The 21,961-nt window shown below is 63.7% G+C and carries 22 protein-coding genes and 1 pseudogene; 12 read left to right on the forward strand and 11 right to left on the reverse strand.

The features are described from left to right. Positions 1 to 7 precede the first annotated feature (7 nt). On the reverse strand, positions 8 to 253 hold the full coding sequence (locus tag ABIC09_RS09165; protein ID WP_007602543.1) for a zinc-finger domain-containing protein: 246 nt from the start codon (positions 251 to 253) through the stop codon (positions 8 to 10). A 307-nt stretch (positions 254 to 560) separates the two neighbouring features. Here ABIC09_RS09165 and ABIC09_RS09170 point away from each other — a divergent pair, with 307 nt between their 5' ends. Both ABIC09_RS09170 and ABIC09_RS09175 read left to right on the forward strand, forming a co-directional pair. Further along, the gene (locus tag ABIC09_RS09170; RefSeq protein WP_354109061.1) at positions 561 to 1,697 is read left to right on the forward strand and encodes a hypothetical protein; all 1,137 of its coding nucleotides are present in this window, start codon (positions 561 to 563) and stop codon (positions 1,695 to 1,697) included. A gap of 122 nt (positions 1,698 to 1,819) precedes the next feature. Continuing rightward, complete coding sequence (locus tag ABIC09_RS09175; RefSeq protein WP_148752865.1) at positions 1,820 to 2,575, forward strand: alpha/beta fold hydrolase; 756 nt, start codon at positions 1,820 to 1,822, stop codon at positions 2,573 to 2,575. Here the strand turns inward: ABIC09_RS09175 and ABIC09_RS09180 are convergent. Beyond that, complete coding sequence (locus ABIC09_RS09180; protein ID WP_354109062.1) at positions 2,456 to 3,937, reverse strand: hypothetical protein; 1,482 nt, start codon at positions 3,935 to 3,937, stop codon at positions 2,456 to 2,458. The two genes, ABIC09_RS09175 and ABIC09_RS09180, sit on opposite strands and share 120 nt — an antisense overlap. Before the next feature lie 276 nt (positions 3,938 to 4,213). Here ABIC09_RS09180 and cysE point away from each other — a divergent pair, with 276 nt between their 5' ends. The 3 genes from cysE to ABIC09_RS09195 all read left to right on the forward strand — a co-directional run bounded on the left by cysE (position 4,214) and on the right by ABIC09_RS09195 (position 6,668). Continuing rightward, positions 4,214 to 5,038, forward strand: a complete 825-nt coding sequence (gene cysE / locus ABIC09_RS09185) for a serine O-acetyltransferase (RefSeq protein WP_148752867.1) — start codon at positions 4,214 to 4,216, stop codon at positions 5,036 to 5,038. 121 nt (positions 5,039 to 5,159) lie between these two features. Further along, the gene (locus ABIC09_RS09190; RefSeq protein WP_148752868.1) at positions 5,160 to 5,378 is read left to right on the forward strand and encodes a DUF3126 family protein; all 219 of its coding nucleotides are present in this window, start codon (positions 5,160 to 5,162) and stop codon (positions 5,376 to 5,378) included. A 96-nt stretch (positions 5,379 to 5,474) separates the two neighbouring features. Further along, entirely contained in the window at positions 5,475 to 6,668 is a 1,194-nt protein-coding gene (locus tag ABIC09_RS09195; RefSeq protein WP_354109063.1) for an FAD-binding domain, read from the forward strand. Positions 6,669 to 6,809: 141 nt separating this feature from the next. Here ABIC09_RS09195 and ABIC09_RS09200 read toward each other — a convergent pair whose 3' ends face one another. Next, a complete protein-coding gene (locus ABIC09_RS09200; RefSeq protein ID WP_354109064.1) occupies positions 6,810 to 8,570 on the reverse strand; it encodes a winged helix-turn-helix domain-containing tetratricopeptide repeat protein in 1,761 nt (586 codons plus the stop codon). A gap of 248 nt (positions 8,571 to 8,818) precedes the next feature. Between ABIC09_RS09200 and ABIC09_RS09205 the strand changes: the two genes are divergently transcribed. Next, positions 8,819 to 10,306 carry an amidase gene (locus ABIC09_RS09205; RefSeq protein ID WP_354109130.1) on the forward strand — a complete coding sequence of 496 codons (1,488 nt, stop codon included), beginning with the start codon at positions 8,819 to 8,821 and terminating at the stop codon, positions 10,304 to 10,306. A 249-nt stretch (positions 10,307 to 10,555) separates the two neighbouring features. On the opposite strand, the gene ABIC09_RS09210 is transcribed toward ABIC09_RS09205, so the two are convergent. Then, the gene (locus ABIC09_RS09210; protein WP_148752871.1) at positions 10,556 to 11,275 is read right to left on the reverse strand and encodes a hypothetical protein; all 720 of its coding nucleotides are present in this window, start codon (positions 11,273 to 11,275) and stop codon (positions 10,556 to 10,558) included. Between the two features lie 225 nt (positions 11,276 to 11,500). Here ABIC09_RS09210 and ABIC09_RS09215 point away from each other — a divergent pair, with 225 nt between their 5' ends. The 5 genes and pseudogenes from ABIC09_RS09215 (at position 11,501) to ABIC09_RS09240 (ending at position 14,519) form a co-directional block, all read left to right on the forward strand. Continuing rightward, positions 11,501 to 11,830, forward strand: a complete 330-nt coding sequence (locus ABIC09_RS09215) for a DUF6949 family protein (RefSeq protein WP_148752872.1) — start codon at positions 11,501 to 11,503, stop codon at positions 11,828 to 11,830. A gap of 87 nt (positions 11,831 to 11,917) precedes the next feature. After that, on the forward strand, positions 11,918 to 12,448 hold the full coding sequence (locus tag ABIC09_RS09220; protein WP_354083817.1) for a gamma carbonic anhydrase family protein: 531 nt from the start codon (positions 11,918 to 11,920) through the stop codon (positions 12,446 to 12,448). A 94-nt stretch (positions 12,449 to 12,542) separates the two neighbouring features. Beyond that, positions 12,543 to 13,580: pseudogene (locus ABIC09_RS37420) on the forward strand (PAS-domain containing protein); the annotation flags it as partial. A 185-nt stretch (positions 13,581 to 13,765) separates the two neighbouring features. After that, positions 13,766 to 14,074, forward strand: coding sequence for a hypothetical protein (locus ABIC09_RS09235; RefSeq protein ID WP_354109065.1), 309 nt, complete (start codon positions 13,766 to 13,768; stop codon positions 14,072 to 14,074). 103 nt (positions 14,075 to 14,177) lie between these two features. Continuing rightward, positions 14,178 to 14,519 (forward strand): hypothetical protein, encoded by a 342-nt coding sequence (locus ABIC09_RS09240; RefSeq protein WP_354033364.1) that lies wholly within the window; start codon positions 14,178 to 14,180, stop codon positions 14,517 to 14,519. A 232-nt stretch (positions 14,520 to 14,751) separates the two neighbouring features. On the opposite strand, the gene ABIC09_RS09245 is transcribed toward ABIC09_RS09240, so the two are convergent. The 6 genes from ABIC09_RS09245 to ABIC09_RS09270 form a co-directional block, all read right to left on the reverse strand. Then, positions 14,752 to 15,243 (reverse strand): hypothetical protein, encoded by a 492-nt coding sequence (locus ABIC09_RS09245; RefSeq protein ID WP_354109066.1) that lies wholly within the window; start codon positions 15,241 to 15,243, stop codon positions 14,752 to 14,754. Positions 15,244 to 15,543: 300 nt separating this feature from the next. After that, a complete protein-coding gene (locus ABIC09_RS09250) occupies positions 15,544 to 16,275 on the reverse strand; it encodes an aspartate/glutamate racemase family protein (RefSeq protein ID WP_354109067.1) in 732 nt (243 codons plus the stop codon). A 5-nt stretch (positions 16,276 to 16,280) separates the two neighbouring features. Continuing rightward, positions 16,281 to 17,159 (reverse strand): ABC transporter permease, encoded by an 879-nt coding sequence (locus ABIC09_RS09255; protein WP_234679077.1) that lies wholly within the window; start codon positions 17,157 to 17,159, stop codon positions 16,281 to 16,283. A 3-nt stretch (positions 17,160 to 17,162) separates the two neighbouring features. Beyond that, entirely contained in the window at positions 17,163 to 18,122 is a 960-nt protein-coding gene (locus ABIC09_RS09260; RefSeq protein WP_354109132.1) for an ABC transporter permease, read from the reverse strand. Further along, the gene (locus ABIC09_RS09265) at positions 18,122 to 19,411 is read right to left on the reverse strand and encodes an ABC transporter substrate-binding protein (protein ID WP_354033368.1); all 1,290 of its coding nucleotides are present in this window, start codon (positions 19,409 to 19,411) and stop codon (positions 18,122 to 18,124) included. Before ABIC09_RS09265 ends, ABIC09_RS09260 begins: the two co-directional genes overlap by 1 nt. Positions 19,412 to 19,454: 43 nt before the next feature. After that, complete coding sequence (locus ABIC09_RS09270; RefSeq protein WP_354033369.1) at positions 19,455 to 20,441, reverse strand: ABC transporter ATP-binding protein; 987 nt, start codon at positions 20,439 to 20,441, stop codon at positions 19,455 to 19,457. Between the two features lie 268 nt (positions 20,442 to 20,709). Here ABIC09_RS09270 and ABIC09_RS09275 point away from each other — a divergent pair, with 268 nt between their 5' ends. Beyond that, positions 20,710 to 21,417, forward strand: coding sequence for a GntR family transcriptional regulator (locus tag ABIC09_RS09275; protein ID WP_354083814.1), 708 nt, complete (start codon positions 20,710 to 20,712; stop codon positions 21,415 to 21,417). A gap of 18 nt (positions 21,418 to 21,435) precedes the next feature. On the opposite strand, the gene ABIC09_RS09280 is transcribed toward ABIC09_RS09275, so the two are convergent. Next, positions 21,436 to 21,645: a hypothetical protein gene (locus ABIC09_RS09280; protein WP_187435026.1), complete on the reverse strand. Its 210-nt coding sequence runs from the start codon at positions 21,643 to 21,645 to the stop codon at positions 21,436 to 21,438. Positions 21,646 to 21,961 lie beyond the last annotated feature (316 nt).

A 21,961-nucleotide genomic window follows, 5' to 3' on the forward strand; every position in this document is an offset into this window, starting at 1 on the left:
TGAACGGTCAGGCCACCTTGTCCTTCAGCACGCATTCCGGCGGACGGGCTTCGCCCGCCTTCAGGTCGGCCGCGAAGCGGTACAGCGTCGAGCAGTACGGGCAGATGATCTCGTTGTCATTGCCGAGATCGAGGAAGACGTGCGGATGATCGAACGGAGGGTTGGCGCCGACGCACATGAACTCTTGCGAGCCGATCTCGATGACGGGGACACCGGCATCGTTATGGAAGTGCGGGACGACATGGTCGGACATCGTAACTCATCCTGGAGTGGCAATGGTGGCAGACACAATCACGAACTGACGCGGCATCATTAAGGCGCCGCGGACCATACTGATGGGTGCAGGTGATTGCTAGTCCAGCGGAACCGAAAGCTCCGCAATTGCCCCATGCTCATTTGCTCATGCAAATTCGACACAATCTTGCGGCCTGAGAGAAGCCCTTCTTTCGTCGGGGACGTTGTGTCGCAATTTTGGCATACTATGTCTGCGGACGCGTACAATTGCGGCAAAAGACGAACCATCAGGCGCAACTGATCTTAGGACCGTCCAGGCTTTCAGCATGAAGTGGCTGCGAATCAGCTCAGCATTGACCGGGATCGCCGCATGCAGCCTTGTGCTCGTGCAGGTAGCACCGCATGCCCGCGAGGCCGGCGCGATTCTCGCCGCCCGGGACGATCCCGCGGCCCTGTCGGAACTCAAGCTCGATGCGGCTCTCGCGCACAACGACCGCCTGGTTCAGGACAATATCGAGGCAGCGCTCGCGGCCGGGGATGGCGATCTCGCCGACAGTTTTGTCACGCTCGCGCATGACCGCAACATCGCGCTGCCCGACGATCTCCTGAGCCGGGTCAGCGATGCCGTCAAAACTGAAAATTCCACATCGCATTTCGCCAGGCGCTTTGCCACCGGGCTCGTCACCGGCAATGCCGATGATGTCGCGAGCCTGTCCGGGACCGTTGCCGGCGATCTCTTCGTGATCGGCGATATCAGGGACGTCGTCCGCGAAGGCAAGCATCTCGCCATGGGCGAGGACACCGACCGCCTCGTGCTCGGCCTGGCCACCGCGGGCCTCGCGGTGACGGCCGTGACCTATGTGTCGGCCGGCGGTGCCGCGCCGGTGCGCGCCGGGCTGACGCTGGTGAAGGATGCCCGCAAGGTCGGACGGCTCGGCGAAGGTCTCGCCGCATGGGCCGGCCGGTCGGCGCGCGAAGTGGTCGACACGCCGATGCTCCAGAATGCGGTCGCCTCCGGCTCGGTACTGCGGCCGGGTGAGACGGTGAGCGCGATCAAGGCCGCGTTCCGCGTCGAGAAGGCTGGCGCGCTGGTCCGGCTCGGCAAGGACGTCACCCGCGTGGCCGAGAAGACCGGCACGCGCGGCGCCATGGACACGCTGCGCATAGCCGAAGGCCCCAAGGATGTCGCGCGCGCGGCGCGGCTTGCGGAAGCGCAAGGCGGCAAGACACGCGCGATCATGAAGCTGCTCGGCCGCGGTGCGCTGCTGCTCATCGGCGGCGCATTCGATCTCACGCTGTGGCTGCTCGGCGCGGCCTTGACGCTGTTCGGCCTGTTGTCCTCGATCAAGGCGACCACCGAGCGCCTGACGCAAGCCTGGTGCGATCGCCGGCGACGCCGCCGGCTCCGCCGGGCGCGGCTGGCCGCCGACGCCGCTCTGGCAAACACGGCCGTCACGGCCTAAAGCGCGATCTTCGTCGCGCTTTAGGTTATTGTTTGAGCATGATCTTGCCGGAAAACCGCTACACACTTTTCCGGATCATGCTCTAAGATCAATCTTTCCCCACAAACACTGCGGAACTGCTGATGCCGAGCTTTCACAACGGCGCCGTTGAAATTGCCTACCTCGACGAAGGCGAGGGCGATCCGATCATCCTGCTGCACGGCTTTGCCTCGAGCAAGAACGTGAACTGGGTCTACCCGACCTGGGTCTCGGAGCTGCGCAAGAACGGCCGCCGTGCCATTGCGCTGGACAATCGCGGCCATGGCGACAGCGCAAAGCTCTACGAGCCCGCGCAATATTCGATTCCGACCATGGCCGGCGACGTGCTCGCGCTGATGGACCATCTCGCCATCCCGCAGGCCGACATCATGGGCTATTCGATGGGCGGGCGGATGACGGCCTGGCTCGGGCTGAACGAGCCGCAGCGGCTGCGCTCGGCGATCCTCGGCGGCATCGGCATCGGCGGCCTGATCGAGGGCACCGGGCCCGGCGAGAACGTGGCGAAAGCGCTGGAAGCTCCTTCGCTCGACGACGTCACCGATCCCGTCGGCCGCACGTTTCGTGCGTTTGCAGACCAAACCCGTTCCGATCGCCGTGCGCTCGCCGCCTGCCTGCGTGGCACGCGCGATCTCATGACCAGGGACGAGGCCGCGCGCATCGACGTGCCCGTGCTGATCGCGGTCGGTTCGACCGATGACGTCGCGGGTTCGGCCAGCGCGTTAGGAGCGATCATCCCCGGTTCGGAAGTGCTCGACATTCCGGGCCGCGACCACATGCGCGCGGTCGGCGACAAGGTCTACAAGACCGGCGTGCTGGATTTCCTGGCACGGCGCGGCTGAGGTCTCTTCCGCCGGCTCGTCGTCGCCAGACGAGCCGAATAGCGCCATCAGCACCACGAAGGTCGCGACCCACACCATGCGCGCGCCATAGCGGTCGTGCGGGCCCGAGATCACGCCGCAGATGAAGGCATTGCCGAGCAGGGCCAGCGTCACGGTCGCCGCCAGCAGCGTCAGATCGTCCAGTCGGCGATTTGCGACTGCGTGTCCGAGGAGCCCGACCAGCGCCAGCATCGAGACCAGCGCGACGGGGACGTGCAGCCAGTTGACGTAGTCGAAATTGACGCCCCGGTTTTGCTGGCGCGCCGCGCGCATCGGCGCCACTTGCGCAGGGATGTAGCGTTCGATGATGCCGTAGGTGTGCGGGATCCAGACACTGGCGCCTTCGCCGGTTGCGACATGCAGCAATTGCTGGCCCATCGCCCGCAGCGCTGCACCGGCCTGCCACGCAGGATAGTCGGCGAGTGAGTGCATGACGATGTTGCCCATCTCGTCGTTGAGCCCCTCGAAGCGGCCCAGCGTGTTGAACATGCTGGTGCCCCACAGGAACTCGTCGGCGGTCGCCGGCAGCTCGTTACGATAGGGACAGAGCTTGAAGCTCTCATGCGGGCAGTGATCGCCAAGATAGCGCGCGACGATGCCGTCCTGCATCATGCGGCCGAAGGCGACGCCATAGCCGCCGGGCGTCCAGGCCCATTTGCCCGACAGCGCGTGGTTCGCCGAGATCAGCATCAGGCCGCCCACGACGATTGTCAGGCTCGCCTTGGCCAGTCCGGCAATCGGGAGGCGACGCCCGAGGAACGGCCGCGCCATCCAGCCGGCGACGCAGAGCCCGAGCAGCACGCCGAGCGTGGCGCTGTGGGTCGCGGCGGCAAAGGCGGTGAAGCCGAACAGCGAGACTTTTTCGAGCACCGAAGTCCGGCTTGCACCAGTGATCAGCAGGAACAGCGACAGGATCGAAAGACCCGCAAAGATGTCGGTGAGCAGCATGCTGGCGAGCCAGGGCAGCGCGGTCGACAGCATCAGCAGCAGGCTGATCGCGACGAAGCGGAATGTCTGCATCAGCCCCAGCACGCGCAGCGTCAGCTGCAACAGCCATAGCGTCGCCAGCGACTGGACCGCGAGGTTGATCCAGAAGCCGAAATTCTCGCCGTAATGCAGATAGAGGCCGAACACGGTGGAGCGGCTGGGGACGAGATAACCTTCGTACCAGCGCGCCAGATAGCCGCCGGTATCCCATTGCAATAGCGGATAGCCGTTCCAGAACGCCGGCGCGATCATGAGGAGGGGCAGAGCCACCGCCGCCAGCCGCAGCCAAAACGTACCCGCGGCGCGCGCGCGCAATTGATCGGTTGTGATGCTCAAATCCGCTCCGTCCCTGTCCGGACCATGCCCGCAATCACGGTTGGGGCGAAATTCACCAATAGTTTGACGTCGCCCGGCTTGAATTTGGCGAGACTCTGACCATTTTGAGCCGACCTTGCCGCCTGGGGGCGTTCTGAGAAACCGTTGTGTTTCAACGTGTTGGCGGGCTCTCACGGGGCAAGGCACTGTTCACTCTCAGGCAAGCCCGTCAGGACTTTGTCGCCTAGACTGTGTTATAGAACCAGCCAAACGAGCCAATTCGAAAGAGCAGATCCCATGGCAGTGCATCAGGTCAATCCGGGAGCAAAGCTTGCGTCGCTCGATCCGATCTGGGAGCGGATCCGGGGCGAGGCGGAGGACATTGTCCATCGCGAGCCCGAGCTTGCGACCTTCATTTATTCGACGGTGCTGCATCACAGCCGCCTGGAAGACTCGGTGATCCACCGTCTCGCCGACCGGCTCGATCATGCCGCGCTGTCGGGCGATCTGGTGCGCCAGACCTATGACGAGGCGCTGCGCGACGATCCCGATCTCGGCAACGCCTTCCGCGCCGATCTCGTCGCCGTCTACGACCGCGATCCCGCGACCTCGCGCTTCATCGACCCCTTGCTCTACTTCAAGGGCTTTCACGCGATCCAGACCCATCGCCTCGCGCACTGGCTCTTGCTGAAGGGCCGCAAGGATTTTGCCTATTACCTCCAGAGCCGCGCATCGGCGGTGTTCCAGACCGACATCAATCCCGCCGCGCGTATCGGCCGCGGCATCTTCCTCGACCATGCCACCGGCTTCGTCTGCGGCGAGACCGCTGTCATCGAGGACGACGTCTCGATCCTGCACGGCGTCACGCTCGGCGGCACCGGCAAGGAGAACGAGGACCGCCATCCCAAGATTCGCCACGGCGTGCTGATCGGCGCCGGCGCAAAGATCCTCGGCAACATCGAGATCGGCCATTGCGCGCGCATCGCGGCCGGCTCGGTCGTGGTCAAGCCGGTGCCGCACAACGTCACGGTTGCGGGCGTGCCCGCCAAGATCGTCGGCGAGGCCGGCTGCGCCGAGCCGTCGCGCACCATGGACCAGATGATCAACGCGATGGGGCTTTAGAGGCGCGTTAAGGGCCGGATTTTCCGGCCCTTTCCGTCCCCAAATTCTTTGGCAATTCATGCTGGCGGTTCGCCGCGTCTCGTCCTAAAACCCGCCGACCAATTTTGATCGGAGACTTGCCGTGGACGTCAAAGAAGTCAGAAAGCTCGATGCGTATCTGAAGCGCGTATTCGGCAATCCCAAGATCCGCGTCGTGCCGCGGCCGAAGAAGGACGACTCCGCCGAGGTCTATATCGGCGAGGAGTTCATCGGCGTGCTCTTCGTCGACGACGAGGACGACGATCGCTCGTTCCAGTTCCAGATGGCGATCCTGGAAGACGATCTGGTCGAGCAGGAATAGGCGCGGGGCATTCCGTAAGCGGGGGACCTCTGGCCCTCACGAATTGGTGTCTGCGGCGGCAATGCGATCTGTTGTCCGTCCGCCTACATCCCGCTCATGAGAGCCGTGCTGATCTCGGGAGCAGGGATTGCGGGTCCCACCCTTGCATTCTGGCTGAAGGCCGCCGGTTACGAGCCGACGTTGGTCGAACGTGCGGCTGCGCCGCGCAGTGGAGGCTATGTCATCGACTTCTGGGGACTCGGCTACGATATCGCCGAGCGGATGGGACTGATCCCGGCCATCACCGCCGCCGGCTACCACGTCCAGGAGATGCGGATCGTCGGAGTTGACGGTCGCCGGATCGCAGGCTTCGGCACCACGGTTTTCAACGAACTCACTGGCGGCAGATACGTGACGCTCGCGCGAAGCGATCTGTCCCGACTTCTGCTGGAGAAGATCAGCGGGTCGACCGAAGTCATTTTTGACGACCAGATCGTCGCCATGGAGGAGCAAGCCGACGGCGTCCGGGTCCGGCTGCGAGGTGGCGGTGAGCGTCGATATGATCTGGTTGTCGGGGCCGATGGATTGCATTCGTCGGTTCGACGGCTGGCGTTCGGACCGCAAGAGTCGTTCGAGAAGCGTCTCGGCTACGCCGTCGCGGCGTTTCAGACCAGCGGTTATCGGCCGCGCGACGAGAACGCCTACATCATATACGGACAGCCGGGGCGGATGATCGGGCGCTTTGCGCTACGAGACGATCGCACCCTGTTTCTCTTCGTGTTCGCGGCCGATATTGATGATGTCGCCATCTCTCCTGGCGAACACAACGCGGTTATCCATCGCGTCTATGGCAAGTGCGGCTGGGAATGTCCGCGCATCCTCGCGGCTTTGGATGCTGCGAATGAACTGTATTTTGACCGCGTAAGCCAGATCCGAATGCAAAGATGGTCGCGCGGCCGCACGGTTCTGATCGGCGATGCTGCGTTCTGCGTTTCTCTCCTCGCCGGCCAGGGCTCGGCGCTCGCGATGATCTCAGCGTATGTTCTTGCCGGTGAGTTGCTGAAGGCAGACGGAGATTACCAGCATGCTTTCGGCGCCTACGAATGCCGCCTTCGCGTCTATATCGGTCGCAAGCAGCAAGGTGCCGAGCGCTTCGCCGCCGCCTTCGCGCCGAAGACCCGATCCGGGCTGTGGTTCCGCAACCAGGTCGTCAGGGCATTCGCATTGTCAGGTGTTGCAAAGCTCGCAATCGGCAGGGACATCGCCGATCGGTTGGATCTTCCCGCCTATGCCTGGCGCTTCCCCGGATAGGTAGATCTCGGCCCACGTGCTGCAACTCGATGGGCGCGCAGAATCGGCGGCGCAAGGCCCCGGAGGATGCAGCAGTTTCGGCTGTGAGACGCTCGCCAGGATTCCAGAAGCGAAGTGGCGGGCTGGAATCCCTTGGGACCGTTATTCTGGCAGACCCGCCATCCTCAGACCTTTATAGAAGCGATTACGCTCCTGCCAGAACGCAGCGTTGCGCGAGGATTCCGATGCTTTCAGGCCGCTGACCGTGTGGCCGGGAATGCGCTTCTGGTATTCGACGAGATTGTTCCTGGCCTGCTCGCTGCGCCCGTGCAGGGCGTCGATCGCCGCCAGCCATTGCCAGGCAAAGCCATTTTGCGGACTGTTGATCGTCGCCTGGCGCATGTGCGCGTAGGCCGCCTCGTCATGACGCAGGTGGAATTCGGCCATTCCCAGCGTGAACTGGCCAAGGCTGACCTGTTCGGCATCGAGTGGATCAAGACGTAGCGATAGCATGACTGGCGCGGCTACTTCTTCCGGACGGCCCTGTTGCAACCTCAGAAAACCTAGCCGCTGCAGCGCCCGCGGCTGGTTCGGATAAAGTGACAGCACGCGTTGGATCGCCTGGTCTGCTTCGTCGATCCGACCTTGCGCGGACAGCACCAGGCTTCGCACGTAGTTTGCGCGGGGATCGTTTGGCTGCAGCGCCAATGAACGCTCGATCGCTTGCGCGGCGAACGCGGTCTGGATGTCCGGCGCGTTGCTCCAGCGCGTCAGCACCTCGGTGATGTGACTAAGCGCAAGTCCCGCCAGTGCAGAGGCGGAGTCGGGGTCTATCTGTAACGCCTGCTCGAACAGGGCGCGCGCCCGCTGCGGCTCCTCTCGCGTATGGATCCGCTTCAGCAGGCGCCAGCCCCGAAGCGCGGGATCGATAGCGGCAAACATGCGCCCGGCATAAGGCCTGTCGAAGGGCGTCTCGGCCTCGTCAATGCGTACTTTCAGCTCGTTGGCAATGCGCGCCGTGACGTCCCGGCGCCAATTCCACCCGGCTTGTTCTGCATAGTCGAACCGGCCCGACCACAACAGCGCGCCGGTGGCACTCGCCTGCAGTTTCAGCGCGATCGAGACGGCTTCGCCCTGCCTCTCAACGCTGCCACTCAAAACGTAGGCGACCCCCAGTCGGCGGCCGACACCCTGTGCGTCGCCATCGTCACCAGCCGGCAAATGGCCAGTTGGGTATCCGATCACGAGCGTGTCGGGCAGGCGCGACACTTCAATGGTGACATCCTCGGTCACGGCCTCAGCGAGGTCAGCGGCGTTGTCACCACCGACACCGACAAGCGGCAAAACCGTGATCGTGTTCTTGCTGACGACCGCGTCGTTTTGGCCGCGATGCGCAAACCCGAACCAGAGTACTCCGGTAAGCGACACGGTACACACGGTGACGAATGCAGACAGCCACAGCACTGATCCACGGCGCGGCGGCACCCGCGAAGAGCCGTGACGGTCGACGGTACCCGCACCGCGTTCGACCGCTTCATCGGCAGACGGCGTATCGACAGGAAGCGCGTCCAGCAAATAGCCACGGCGAGGTACGGTCTTGATCCGGCGTTGATCGCCGTCTCCAAATACGGCTCGCAGTTCGCTGATGCATTGAACCAGGGAATCATCGGTTACCGCCACGTCGGGCCAAACCGCTTCAATGAGCTCGTCCTTGGTCAACAGCCGGCCGGGGTGACGGGCGAGGTAAACCAGCAGCGCAAAGCTCTTCGGACGCAAGGCAATTACGCTGCCGCCGACACGCAATTCGCCACGGTCCATGTCGACGTCAAAATCGGCAAAGCGAAGAACGCCACGGGGAATCGGGCCCAGTTCGTCGCCACCAGCCGCGCGCGGCTCGGTTTTCGTGCCAATTTCGGCGTTCATTCGGCACTCTTTCGGGTGTCGTGGCGCCAACGCGCCTAGGCTCGGCCATCGACACAGAACGCGGCGCTGCCCACGTCATGCTGACCCGCGATGCTAGTCCAAATCGAGGGTCGCGGGAATGGCGTGCCGGATCGGCGCGGAGGGAGCCAACCATGACAATGAACCGACGTTTCCTTCTAGGGGCAGCCGCCAGCACGGTCGCGACCATGACCGTGGCCCCGTTCACCCCAACTTTCGGCCAAAAGGCCATGCGCTCGTCCGCTTCCGAGCCAGGTCTGGACTATGCCAATGCAAGCGAGTTGCGGGCGCTGCTCGACGCACGCAAGATTTCGGCGACCGAATTGTTCGAGCACGCGGTTGGCCGGATCGAGGCACTCGATTCCCGCATCAATGCCGTGGTTGTGCGCGACTTCGACCGCGCCCGGGCGGTTGCGCGCGAAGCCGATGCCGCGCTCGCCCGCGGCGAACGCCGGCCGTTGCTCGGAATACCGATGACAGTCAAGGAAGCGTTCAATGTCGGGGGCTTGCCGACCACCTGGGGCTTGCCAATGGGCCGCGACTGGCGGGCCGCCGAAGACGCCGTTGCGGTCGCCCGCCTCAAGGCCGCGGGAGCCGTGATCCTGGGCAAGACCAATCTCGCCACCGCGATCGCCGACTGGCAAAGCTTCAATCCGATTTACGGCACCACCAACAATCCCTGGGACCTCACGCGCACGCCCGGTGGCTCCTCCGGCGGATCGGCGGCCGCGTTGGCGGCCGGATATGTGCCGTTGGAGCTTGGCTCCGACATAAGCGGCTCGCTGCGAGTGCCCGCGCATTTGTGCGGAGTGTTCGCTCACAAGCCCACGTCCAATCTGGTCCCCCAGCGCGGTCACGCGCCGCCTCGTTCACCAGCATTGGCGACCGACCTGACCAGCGGGCTTGGTGTTTGCGGACCGATGGCCCGCACCGCCGCTGATCTTTCGACCACGCTCGACGTGATCGCCGGTCCCGACGAATACGAGGCGCGCGCTTACCAGCTTGCGCTTCCCGCGCCGCGACATGAAGCGCTACGGGACTTCCGCGTGCTTGTGCTGGATAGTCATCCTCTGTTGCCGGTGGCGAGCGAGATACGGGCCGCACTCGATCAGCTTGCGGGCCGGCTCACGGCGACCGGCGCGAAAGTCGCACGGTCCAGTCCGCTCGTCCCGGATCTCGCTGAGTCTGCACGCCTGCATACCCGCATGGTGCGCAACTTTAACGCATTCGGCCGGTCCCCCGAATTCTTCACGAAAATTCGAGAGGACGCCGCAGCGCTGAAGCCGGATGACGATAGTCTCAAGGCGTGGCGAACACGCGCGCCACTGCTGAGCCACCACGAGTGGATGGCCGCGGAAATCGCGCGGGCCCGCCTGCGCCAGAAATGGGCCGGTCTGTTCCGGGAATACGACGTCGTTCTCTGTCCGCCGTTTTCCGTGACGGCGTTCCCGCACGACCAAACGCCGGATATGGAGGATCGAACGATCGATATCGACGGCGAGGCTCACCCCTATCCGTCGCTGATTGTCTGGGCGACGGTCGCGACGCCTCCGGGCCTGCCTGCGACGGTGATGCCGGTCGGCCGTTCGAAGGCAGGGCTTCCCATTGGCGCGCAAATCATCGGCCCATTGTTCGAAGACCGCACTCCGCTTGCCTTCGCTCAACTGCTCGAAAGAGAGTACGGGGGATTTGCAAGGCCGCCCGAAATCCCGCTTTGATTTGCCTCGCGACAGCAGCTGCCGCGACGAGCGACAGCAAGATCAAAGCGACGGTGCCGCTCCATGAACGCGCGGCAAGGCATCTGGATGTGCGGCCGCATCGTTCAAATCGATCGCGCCCACGATGCCATTGTGCCTCTGTTTTGCCCGACGGGTCAAGCCTGATTTCGTAGAAAGAGAATTCAGGCCGATGCTCGGCTACTGTGCATGGGGTTGTTTTCGATTTTTTCTATTGCGGTGGGTCCGCGCTCAGCGTCGCGGCCCGCCCAATTGCGCCGTCAGCTTCTCCATCGCGTCCGCGACGTCGCGCCATTGCGACAGCCAGCTGCGCGGAAAGCGGAAGGTGAGGTCGGCGCCGCCGACGCGGCGCTCGGCGAGGCACATGCCGGGCGTGGCACCATCGCGCGTGCAGCGCGCAGTGAGCGCGGGGCTCGTCGCGGAATAAAAATCCTCGCTGCCATAGGGCGTGTCGCTGCGGAACATCCGCATCGTCAGCCCGTCGTCCGGTGTCGCCGCAGCCTGGTCGAAATAGCGCGGATAGATCGTCGCGGTTCGCTGCTCGGGCGACAGCGCATCGTGATGCGCTGCGATGGAGAGGAAAATGCGGTCGATCGGCTGCATCGTCGTGTCCACCGTTTCAGCGGTCACGTGCCTCGGTCCATTGGGCGCTTCCAGCGAGGGATAGAGGAAATCGAGATCGATGCGCTCCTGCGGTCCCGAGTGCCGCTGGATCTTCATCCGGATCGCCGGGATCGGCAGGTTGAACAGCGTTCCGCCGACGCTGACCGGCAGCTTGTCCGGCGCGTCCGCGCCGCCCGTGCTCCAGGTCGGCCACAGCAGATAGGCAACCAGCGCGATTGCGCTCGCCGCGAATGCGCCGGTGAGCGCAAACGGCACGAGATGCGCCCGGGTGCGCATCCTTGCGCTTGTCCTGGATGAACGGGGAGAGGTTACCGAAAACACCGTCATGACGTCGCGCAAATGGGCCCCGGGGGTCGGCCGGTGGCCGACGAATCACCGGCGAATATGCCACGTGGCGGCGATATCGCAGAGGGTTCCCGGCTACCAGGAACGGGTGAGGGCTCTGCGTGGGCCGGACGGCAGCGTTAACCTTCGCTTAAGGATAATGTAGCGTTAACCGGCACGATTTGTCACAGGAAGGCTCCTCGCGTTGCGTATGGGCGGACTGTTCCGATGACACCTGAAGCTTTCAATACTCTCTTCTCGATCGGCATCGGCTTCGCGCTCGCGGGCGCGCTCGCAAACGGATACCAGGCGATGTCGCAACGGCCCGCCGGTTTCGGGCTGTTGCAGGAGGGCGTGGCTCCCAGGACGTTTGCGGCGGTGCCGTTCCTGGTGTTCGCGGCGCCCTTCATCATCATGCGCAACACGCTGCGCGGCATGCGGCTGGAAAGCCGCCGCTTCGAGTTCGTGATGATGGCGACCGTCATCGCCGGCTTCTGGAGCATGATGAGCGGCACCTTCTTCCTGATGACGCTGCGCGCCACCGGCGTGCTGGGCTGACGCCTTGCAGGGCTGCGTGGCGCGGCGGCCCTTTGCCTCCGCGCCGTCGTTTCGCTATGGCTGGGGTTGACGCGACAGGAGACCTCCATGGCGATCTACGAGCTCGACGGGCAGGCGCCCGATCTTCCCTCTGACGGCAATTACTTCATCGCGGAGACTGCGACCGTGATCGGCCGCGTGCGCCTGAAGCCGGGCGCGAGCGTCTGGTTCGGCGCGGTGCTGCGCGGCGACAACGAGTGGATCGAGATCGGCGAGGGCGCCAACGTGCAGGACGGCTCGACCTGCCACACCGATCTCGGCTTTCCCCTGGTGATCGGCAAGAACTGCACCGTCGGCCACAACGTCATCCTGCACGGCTGCACCATCGAAGAGGGCGCGCTGATCGGCATGGGCTCGATCGTGATGAACGGCGCGAGGATCGGCCGCAACAGCATCGTCGGCGCCGGCTCCGTCATCACCGAGGGCAAGGAGTTTCCCGAACGCTCGCTGATCATCGGCTCGCCCGCGCGCGTGATCCGCACGCTCGACGATGCCCAGGTGCAGAAGATGGGAAGTGCCGCGCGGTTCTACGTCGCCAACGGTCCGCGCTTCAAGAACGGCCTGAAGCGGATCGGCTGACGCCGGCCCTCTGCCGGGCGCGCATCACCGCGGTTCCCGAACAGTAAAATTACCGCCTGGAATTTTAAGCCCCCGCTAGCGCTGCAGTGCCTATCTGTTTCATGCTCGGTCTCGTCGCGCTCATTCTCGCCGGCCTCAATGTCGTCGTGATGCGGAGCTCGGCGGTCGGCGCGCTGGCCGAGATCACGCAGGCGACCGACCGGATTGCGGACGGAGACGTCAAGAGCGAGGTGCCGCATCTGCGCCGTCATGACGAGATCGGACATCTTGCGCGCGCCGTGCAGCACTTCCGCGACACGGTGGCGCGTGTCTTCGAGCTCGAGGAGCTCGGCACCGCGCAGGCCCGCGATGCCGCGATGACCGAGCGCGACCGGTTCAACGACAAGTACCAGGCCAAAAAGTGGCAGCTCTCGGCAGCGATCAACAGCATGCCGCAGGGCCTGATCATGCTCGACAGCAAGGCGGCCGTGGTCGCCATGAACGCCAATTACCGGCGGATCTATGACCTGCCCGAGACCATCCAGGCTGGATCGACGCTGGAGGAAATCCTCCAGCACCGGGTCAAGAGCGGGTTGTTCAGCGGCGACGTCGCAAAATACGTCGCGGCCGTTCTCGAGCGCATCGCCATGCGGCCAATGAGATCAGCCTGAACGACGGCCGCACCATCAAGATCTACGAGCGCCCGATGGATGGCGGCGGCTGGGTGTCGGTGCAGGAGGATGTCACCGAACAGCGCCAGCGTGAGCGCATTCTCGAACGCATGGAGCGCTTTCTCGCCACCATCATCGAGAACGTGACCGAGGGCATCATCGCCAAGGATGCACGCAACCAGCGCTACGTCTTCGTCAACAAGGCGGCCGAGAAGATGATCGGCATGTCGCGCGGCGAAATCATCGGCAAGACCGCGCGGGAATTGTTCTCCGCCGAGGCGGCCGAGCTGATCGAGCGGCGCGACCAGCAGCTTCTCGCGCAGAAGCAGCAGCTCGAACCGATCATCGACACCATCGACAATCCCACGCGCGGACGCCGCGTGATCTCGGCCCGCCGGGTCCAGATCGGAGGCGCCGGCGAGGAATCCCACATGTTCGTGACGATGGTCGAGGACCGCACCGAGAAGATGGTTGCCGCCGCATAAAACGTCGCCATCCTGTCGCGCCCCAATTGTTTCAGCTTGTCGAACGTGTCCTCGTCGAACGCGATCAGTTTGCCGCATGATCGTGGCTGCCTCCCTGTTTCAAGCGGATGTGACGGGATTTGCTCCGGAACCTGTCTTTGCCGCAACGGTTGATAGGGCAAATAGGGCAAGGAGAATTTCGGATGGGCAGATCGTCCGCAAGCGCTTCCATCAAGACGATGATCGTGATCTTCGCTCTCGCCGCGACGCCGGCGATTTCGTTCGCGCAAACCACGGGCGGCTCGACCGGATCAACGTCCGGCGTCGCCAATGCGCCGGCGCCGCCGCCTGGCACCAACAGCCTGGGCACGGCGCAATCCTCCGGCGCGAACAGGGCGCCTGGCGTGACCACCGGCTTAGCCTCGGGTGCGAACGCCAGCGCAGATGCTACGGTGAACGCCGAGAACCGGCAGCTCGACAAGAAGATGAAGAGCATCTGCCGCGGCTGCTGACGCTCGCGCGGAAGTGAGCCGCCGCGCCTATCATCGATGATCGAGTGACATTAGCTTGGCCTCTCTTTGGAATGTGGAGCGTTTCCACGCGGAGGTTGGGTTCATGCTACGCAAGATGATCGTGGTCGCACTGGCCATCGCGGCAGTCGGTCTCGCAACGCCCCAGGCGCAGGCGCGAGGAGGTGGCGGCGGCCATTGGGGCGGCGGTGGCGGCTGGGGCCACGGCTGGCACGGCGGCGGCTTCTGGCCCGGTGTCGCGATCGGCGCCGGCATCGCGGGCGCCGGCTATTATGGCGCCTATGGCTACGGCTATGGCGGCCCCTATTATTACGATTCCGGCGCCGGCTATGACGATGGCGGTTATGGCGCGCAGTGCTACCTCGCGCGGCAGCGCGTGATGACGCAATCGGGCTGGCGCGTCCGCCGCGTTCAGGTCTGTGAATAGGGGCTACGACTGGCGCGGGTGCTCGGCCGAGGCACCCAAATACCGCAGCAGTAAAAAAGCAGCAGTAAAAAACAAGGCCGTTGACGCAATATACCGTCAACGACCTTGCCAGCCCCGGATATTAAAATCGGCTCACGCCATCCGGTATGGGCAAGCATCGCGCGGAATCATACGGACGAGTGTGATCCATTTCACAAGTGGCAAAAATAAAAGGCGGTGGCGCGGGATCCAATCAGCCGCGTGAGCGTTTGGGGGCGCTGGCATGGCGGTGGCGCGCGGGTTTCCTCGGGGTAACCGAGGGCGTGTCGGCCTCGGTGGAGCGGACGCTGGCAAAGGATTGTCGCAGACCGTCGATGGATTCGTTCAAATTGGCGACCTGCTCGGACAGACGCTTGGTGTCGGCCTGCTGCGAGGCGAGCAGCCGCCTCATGGTCAAAAGCTGGTCTTGCACGACCTGGAGCTGGTCGATCGATTCCTGCTGGGTCGCCTCCAGCCCCTTGGTCTTCTCGACGAGCTGCTCGGAGGCCTGCGCCGTGCGCGCCTGAAGCTGCCGCGATGCGACCACCCGGTCGGTCTCGGGCGCTGCTCCGGTATAGGCGCGCCAGATCGCGATCGAGGTGACGCCGGCGATCAGCAGCAGCAGCGCTGCAGCCGTCAGGGCGATCGGCTGGGCACCGAGACGGAGGAGGGGATTGGACCGTGCGTCCTCTGCGAGATCGATCATCGCTGACAAAACCCAAATTGAAACTTGGTGAGTGGCGAAGAGCGGCAGCACGCGAACGCAGAACGAGGCGGCCGGGACGTCCCGAAAGCGTTACAGTTCAGCAACAAATGGGACGAAAAGGTGGCCGCCGGTGGAAAAAGCGCAATTGACCCAAGGCGACGGCTCTGGCGGGCGAGGGCGGCACGCCCAAAAGAAGTCCCTGTCAGGCCGAATTCGGGTTGAGCGGAGAGTATCACGGTACAGCCTATCGTGATGCGAAGGTGCCGCGGAGGCGGGCGGACTCATCGTCGACCGGAGGGCTTACGGCTGAAACGTCGCAAACTGGCCTGAATAGGTCTTCGAACGCGGCGCCGCGTAGGGGCCGAGTCGGGACGTCGTCAGCCCAAGCCGCACCAGTCCCTCGGCCAGCGTCACCGCCGCCGCAACGCCGTCGACCACCGGCAGGCCGTGGGTGGCGGAGAGCTCGGCGGCAAGATCGGCCATGCCGGCGCACCCCAACACGATGGCCTCGGCGCGGTCGTCGCGAATCGCGGCCGCGATTTCCGCGGAGATTTTGCCAAGGGCGTCTGCGTTGCGCTCCTCGAGCGCGAGCACAGGGACTTCGGCGGCGCGCACGCGGACGCAGCGCTCGGCGAGGCCGTACCTCCGCAAATTATGCTCGATCGGCACGATGGAGACACCGAGCGTCGTCACCACCGCAAAGCGCGCCGCGATCAGGCTCGCGACGTGAAAGCCGGCTTCGCCGATACCGATCACCGGCGCCTTCGCCACAGCGCGAGCGGCGTCGAGGCCGGTGTCGTCGAAGCACGCAATGATGTGGGCGTTCGCGCCGTCGCGGTCTGCGTCACGGATGCAGCCGAGCATGCCGGGGACGGCGAAGGCCTCGTCGTAAAATCCTTCGATCGAGACCGGCCCCATCGCGGGCTGGCGTGCGTCAATCACAGTGCCGGGCCGCGCGATCGCGCGCGCCGCCGCGGCGATCTTCGCCGTCATCGACGCGGTGGTGTTGGGATTGACGACGTGCAGTCGCATCGCAGTTAGACAAGCCCTTTGCCGGCGTCCGAGCCCTTGGCCGCCTGCCGCTTGTTGAGCATGTGGATGGTGCCGAGCGCAAGCGTGATCACCGCGAAGGACACCGCGGAGATGATGGTGCCGAGCGCATAGATGTCCGGGTTCGTCACGGTCGTGGTGAGGCCCTGGAGATCAAGCGGCAATGTATTCACCGCGCCGATCGCCTGGCTGGAGCGCGCGAGCTCGTCCCAGGACAGAGTGAAGCCGAACAGGCCGATGCCGATCACCGAAGGCAGGATGATCGGCAGCACGACATGGCGGAAGGCCTGCCACGGCGTCGCACCGAGATCGCGCGCGGCTTCCTCGAGCCGGGGATCAAAGCGGTTGAAGATCGCAAACATGATCAGGAGGCCGAACGGCAGCGTCCAGGTCAGATGCGCGCCGAGTCCGGAGGTGAGCAGGCCCATCGAGGTCTCGAAATTCTCGTTCCAGTGTGCCTTGATCAAATCGTCGATGATGCGGAATTCGAGCGAGATCCCGAGCGAGGTGATGATCGAAGGAACGATGAGGCTCGCGATTGCCGAGTAGAACAGGATGCTTTGCGCTTTGAACTTCCGGCGGAAGGCCATGCCGGCGGCGACCGACAGCACGACGGTGACTGCCATCACGATGACGCCAAGCAGCAGCGAGCGGCGGAAGGCTGCGCCGAGATCGACGATGCCGGTGCCCTGGAACAGCTTTGCCAACCAGAAGGTCGATACGCCGTTCATCGGGAAGGTGAGGCCGCCTTGCGGTCCCTGGAACGACAGCACGTAGATCGCGATCATCGGGCCATAGAGAAACAGCACATAGGCCGCGAAGAAGATCGCGAGCACGTAGAAAGAGCGCGGGCGTCCTTCCTTCATCGCCTACAGCTCCTTCTTGATGTCGACGATGCGCGACATCATGGTGATGATCAGGAAGGTGATGACGAGCAGGATGACGGCATTGGCGGCCGCGGCCGGGAATTGCAGCGCGTTCACCCGCGTCTCGATGATCTTGCCGGCAGAGGCAATCTGCTGGCCGCCCATCACGCCGATGGTGATGAAGTCGCCCATCACGATGGTGATCACGAAGATCGAGCCGATCACGATGCCGGGCTTGGCCAGGGGAATGATGACGTTGACCAGCGTCTGGAAGCCGGTGGCGCCGGCGTCATAGGCCGCCTCGATCAGCGACTTGTCGATGCGCACCATCGAATTGAAGATCGGCACCACCATAAAGAAGGTGAAAAGGTGCACCAGCGCCAGCACCACGGAGAATTCGGAGAACAGCAGCCATTCGAGCGGCTGGTTGATCAGCCCGCTCTTGACCAGGCCCGAGTTCACCAGGCCGTTGCGACCGAGCAGCGGGATCCAGGCGATCATGCGGATCACGTTGGAGGTCCAGAACGGGATCGTGCAAAGCAGCGACAAGCCCATCTGCCAGGTCTTTGACTTGACATGGAAGGCGAGGAAGTAAGCGACCCAGAAGCCGATGAAGAGCGTGATCGCCCAGACCATGACGCAGAGCTTCAGGGTCTTCACATAAGTTCGCCCGATCGTGCAGAGATCGGGGATCTGCGCGATGCAGCCTTCGAACGTGTCGGTGTAGCCGCGGCCCGAAAAAGTCGGCAGCAATTGATATTCGTTGTAATCCCAGAACGAGACGATGACGACGAAGACGAGCGGGATCAGGAAGAAGGCGAGAAATACCAGCATCATCGGCCCGGCCTGAAGCCAGGAGATGAAGGAGGGCGACAGGCGCGCCGCTTTCGCAGGGCGCGCCGTCTCCGATCCCCGGACGAGGTCCGGGGATGGCTGTTGCAGGATGTCTTCCGACGTATCCATCACGCGGCGATGAACTCGTTCCACTTGCGGACCATGTAGTCGTTCTCGTCCATCACGGCATTCCAGCACGCGACGCCGCCCATACGGTCCTCGTAGGAGCCGCCGTCACGCACCGCGCCTGCCTTCTCCAGCAGCGAGCCGTCGGGCGCCTTGATGTCCTTTTCGGCCGGCTTGCCTTCCATCCAGTAAGCCCACTCGTAGGGCTCCATGTTCGCCTTCGCGGTCGAGAGCACGGCCGAATAGTAGCCCTGGCGGTTGAGGTATGCGCCGGCGTAGCCGGACAGGAACCAGTTGACGAACTCATAGGCCCAGTCGAGCTTCGGACCCGAGACGCCCTTCGAGACGCAGAAGCCCGAGGCCCAGGAGCGATAGCCTTCCTTGAGCGGCTGGAAGGTGCAGGCGATGCCCATCGAGCGCACCTTCGTCACCGCCGGCGACCACATCGACTGGATGACGGTCTCACCTGACGCCATCAGGTTGACGCTCTCGTTGAAGTCCTTCCAGAACGCGCGGAACTGGCCGGCCTTCTTGGCCTCGGTCATCACCTTCATGGTGAGATCGATCTCTTCCTTGGTCATGTTGCCCTTGTCGGCATATTTGTACTTGCCGGTGGCTTCCACGACCATCGCGGCATCCATGATGCCGATCGAGGGGATGTTGAGGATCGAGGCCTTGCCCTTGAACTCGGGGTTGAGCAGTTCAGCCCAGGAGCTGATCGGGCGCTTGATGATGTCGGGACGGATGCCGAGCGTGTCGGCGTTGTACACGGTCGGGATCAGCGTGACGAATTCGGTTGCCGTCTTGGAGAAGGTCTTGGAGTCCTTGCCCTCGAGATAGAGCACCTTCCAGGGCGCGGTGCCCTGGCTGCCGATCTTCTTGCCGCCGGGCGTCTCGCCCTTGGTGAAGACCGGCGTGATGTTGTCGAATTCCTTGATCTTCTTGGAGTCGAGGGCAAGGATGTTGCCCGACGGCACCAGCTTCTTCAGCGAGAAATATTCGGTGTCCAGCACGTCGAAGGAGTTCGGCTGGGTCATCACGCGCTTGGTGACGTCGTCGGTGGTCGCGGTGATGTATTCGATCTTGATGCCGGTGTCTTTCAGGCACTGCTTTGAGATGTCGTCGCCCTCGTTCACGGCGGTGCCGAGATAGCGCAGCACCTTCGGCTCGGCCGACATCACGTAGGGGAAGCCGGTGATGGCGCCGGAGCCGGCGGCAAGGCCGGCGAGACCTGCGGTGCTCTTGAGTAGCGTGCGGCGGCTGACGCCGGTCTTTCTGGTGGTCTCGGTCATTCCAGTCACTCCTCTGTGTTGCGCATTTTCTATGATGACGGCGCTATTGCAGGCGTTGCGCCTTGACGGGATCCCAGGTGACCAGCACGCGATCGCCTGGACGAAACGGATGGACGTCGAAGGTGGCTTCGGGAACGTGGGAGAACAGGGCGGTGCCGTCGTCGAGCGTGAGCGAGACGGCGACATAGGAGCCCTGATACTCGGTCTGGGTCAGCAGCGCCGGTGCGCCAAACGCACCGTCAGTGACCGGCTTGATGCCAAGCTGATCGGCGCGCACGGCGATGAGTTTGCCGGCGTCGCTGAGGACGTTGTGACCGCCGATGAAGCGGGCCACGAATTCGGTGCGGGGATGGTGGAAGATGTCGCGGGCCGTGCCCTGCTGCTCGATCTTGCCCTGGTTCATCACCACGATGTGGTCGGCGAGCGCCATCGCCTCTTCCTGGCCGTGGGTGACCTGGATGAAGCTGATGCCGAGCTCGCGCTGCAGCCGCTTCAACTCGCCGCGCATCCTCACCCGCAGGAATGGATCGAGCGCCGACAGCGGCTCGTCGAGCAGGAGGATCTGCGGCTCGGTAATCAGCGCGCGGGCGAGCGCAACGCGCTGCTGCTGGCCGCCGGAGAGCTGGGCGGGCAGGCGGCCTGCATAGGGACTCATCGCCACCAGCTCCAGCAATTCGCCGGCCCGCTTATGCCGCGTCGCACGATCGACGCCGCGCATTTTCAGGGCAAACGCAACATTGTCGAGCACGCTCAGGTGCGGAAACAGCGCGTAGGACTGGAACATCATCGCCGTGCCGCGCTTGGCAGGCTCGAGGTCGGTGACGTTCTGGGGGCCCAGGATGATGTCGCCCTCGCTGACCGCCTCGTGGCCTGCGATCATGCGCAAGGTCGAGGTTTTGCCGCAGCCGGAGGGGCCGAGCAGGCAGCAATAGGTGCCGGCGGGAATCTTCAGATTGACGGTGTCGACCGCCAGCGTCGTGTCGTAGCGCTTGGTGACGGCGACCAGTTCGAGAGCGGCGGGAGTGGCCATGGCGTGTCCGCGAGAGGGGCGATCTTCCGTCTCTCTCCGCAAGGTCCGTGCCAACAGTGCAAATTTGGTCGAATTTTAAAACTGTGCAGCGGAGTCAGGTCGTTAGACCGAATCCGGCGCGGTTGTCCGGCGCACGGGCCGGGCAGGGATGTGCACACGAAATGGGCGAAGATTGTATAAAGTTTCGCCTGTGATTGGATACAGCTCGTCGACTACCATTCGAGACCTGATGTCGTAGACCGAGCCCTCAAACCAGTCCTTCGAACTGATGGCCGCCAAATCCCGCCCGAAATCCGATGTGCCCGACGCGAGCGATCGCGTCAGCCGGATCAGGGAGGGCGTGACTGCGGCCATCCTCGAGCATCGGCTGCTGCCGGGCACCAAGCTCGGCGAGGACGAGATCGGCGAGATCTATGGCGCGAGCCGCACGCTGGTCCGCACCGCGCTGCAGCAGCTCGCGCATGAGGGCATCGTCAACATCGAGAAGAACCGCGGTGCCTTCGTCGCGCGCCCGACGCCGGCGGACGCCCGCGAGGTGTTCGAGGCGCGCCGGCTGATCGAGCCCACCATCGTCGATCATGCTGTCGATGCCGTCTCGCCAGCATGGATCAATCGCCTTCAGCAACATCTGGCTGAAGAGCGCGAGGCCGAGCAGCGTGGCGACACGCGCGCCTCAGTCCGCCTCTCCGGCGAATTTCACCGGCTCATCGCCGAGATGAGCGGCCACAGCATCTATCTCGGTTTCCTGAAGGAGCTGATCGCGCGCTCCTCGCTGATCATCCTACTCTATCGCCGTCACGACACGCCCGCCTGCGGCACCGATCATCACGCCGGGATCGTCACCGCGATCCGCAAGCGCGACAACCAGACTGCGCGTGCGCAGATGCTGTCGCATCTGAACGAGATCGAGGCCGAGCTGTTCCTGAAGGATCCCGCCGCTGACGAGCTGCGGCTCGCCGACGTGTTGGGCGCGTAAGCGAATCGCACCGCTCGGCTAGGGCAGCGAAGATCCTTGGTTGCGCCTGACGATCTTCAGCACCAGCAAAACAGCACCGATGACCAGCAGCAGGACACCGACGAGAGTCGTGCCGCTGGATTCAAAGGTTACGCCGACCGCGGTCAGCAGGCATCCGATGATGATTGCGAAGAGCCCGCCGAGTTTCTTGATGAGCAGGACGTGTCCGTCACTTGTTTGTGCCACCATATTACGCCTCGCCACTTGATGTCGCGGCCTGCTTGCAAAGTTTGTCTCTCGCCCCATGATCTCTTGTTGCGCAGGCCGCACCGGATCGTACTCCTGTTAATGAGGGTTGCAATCTTGCGCTGATCGCGGGCCGAATCCGATGTCCGCCTTTTGACTAGAGTTCGATGCAAGTGAGGCAGCCGCGCTTACGCATTTTGCGGAGTAGAAATGTTCTGCTGCCACGACCAATGTATCTCTCATCGACTCGTATGGCTGACTTGCAGAATCTCCCTGTGGTTGTAAATTGACTCGACAGGATCATCGGCATCTATTGGTT

Source organism: Bradyrhizobium sp. S3.12.5, from assembly GCF_040548225.1.
Classification (GTDB): domain Bacteria; phylum Pseudomonadota; class Alphaproteobacteria; order Rhizobiales; family Xanthobacteraceae; genus Bradyrhizobium; species Bradyrhizobium cytisi.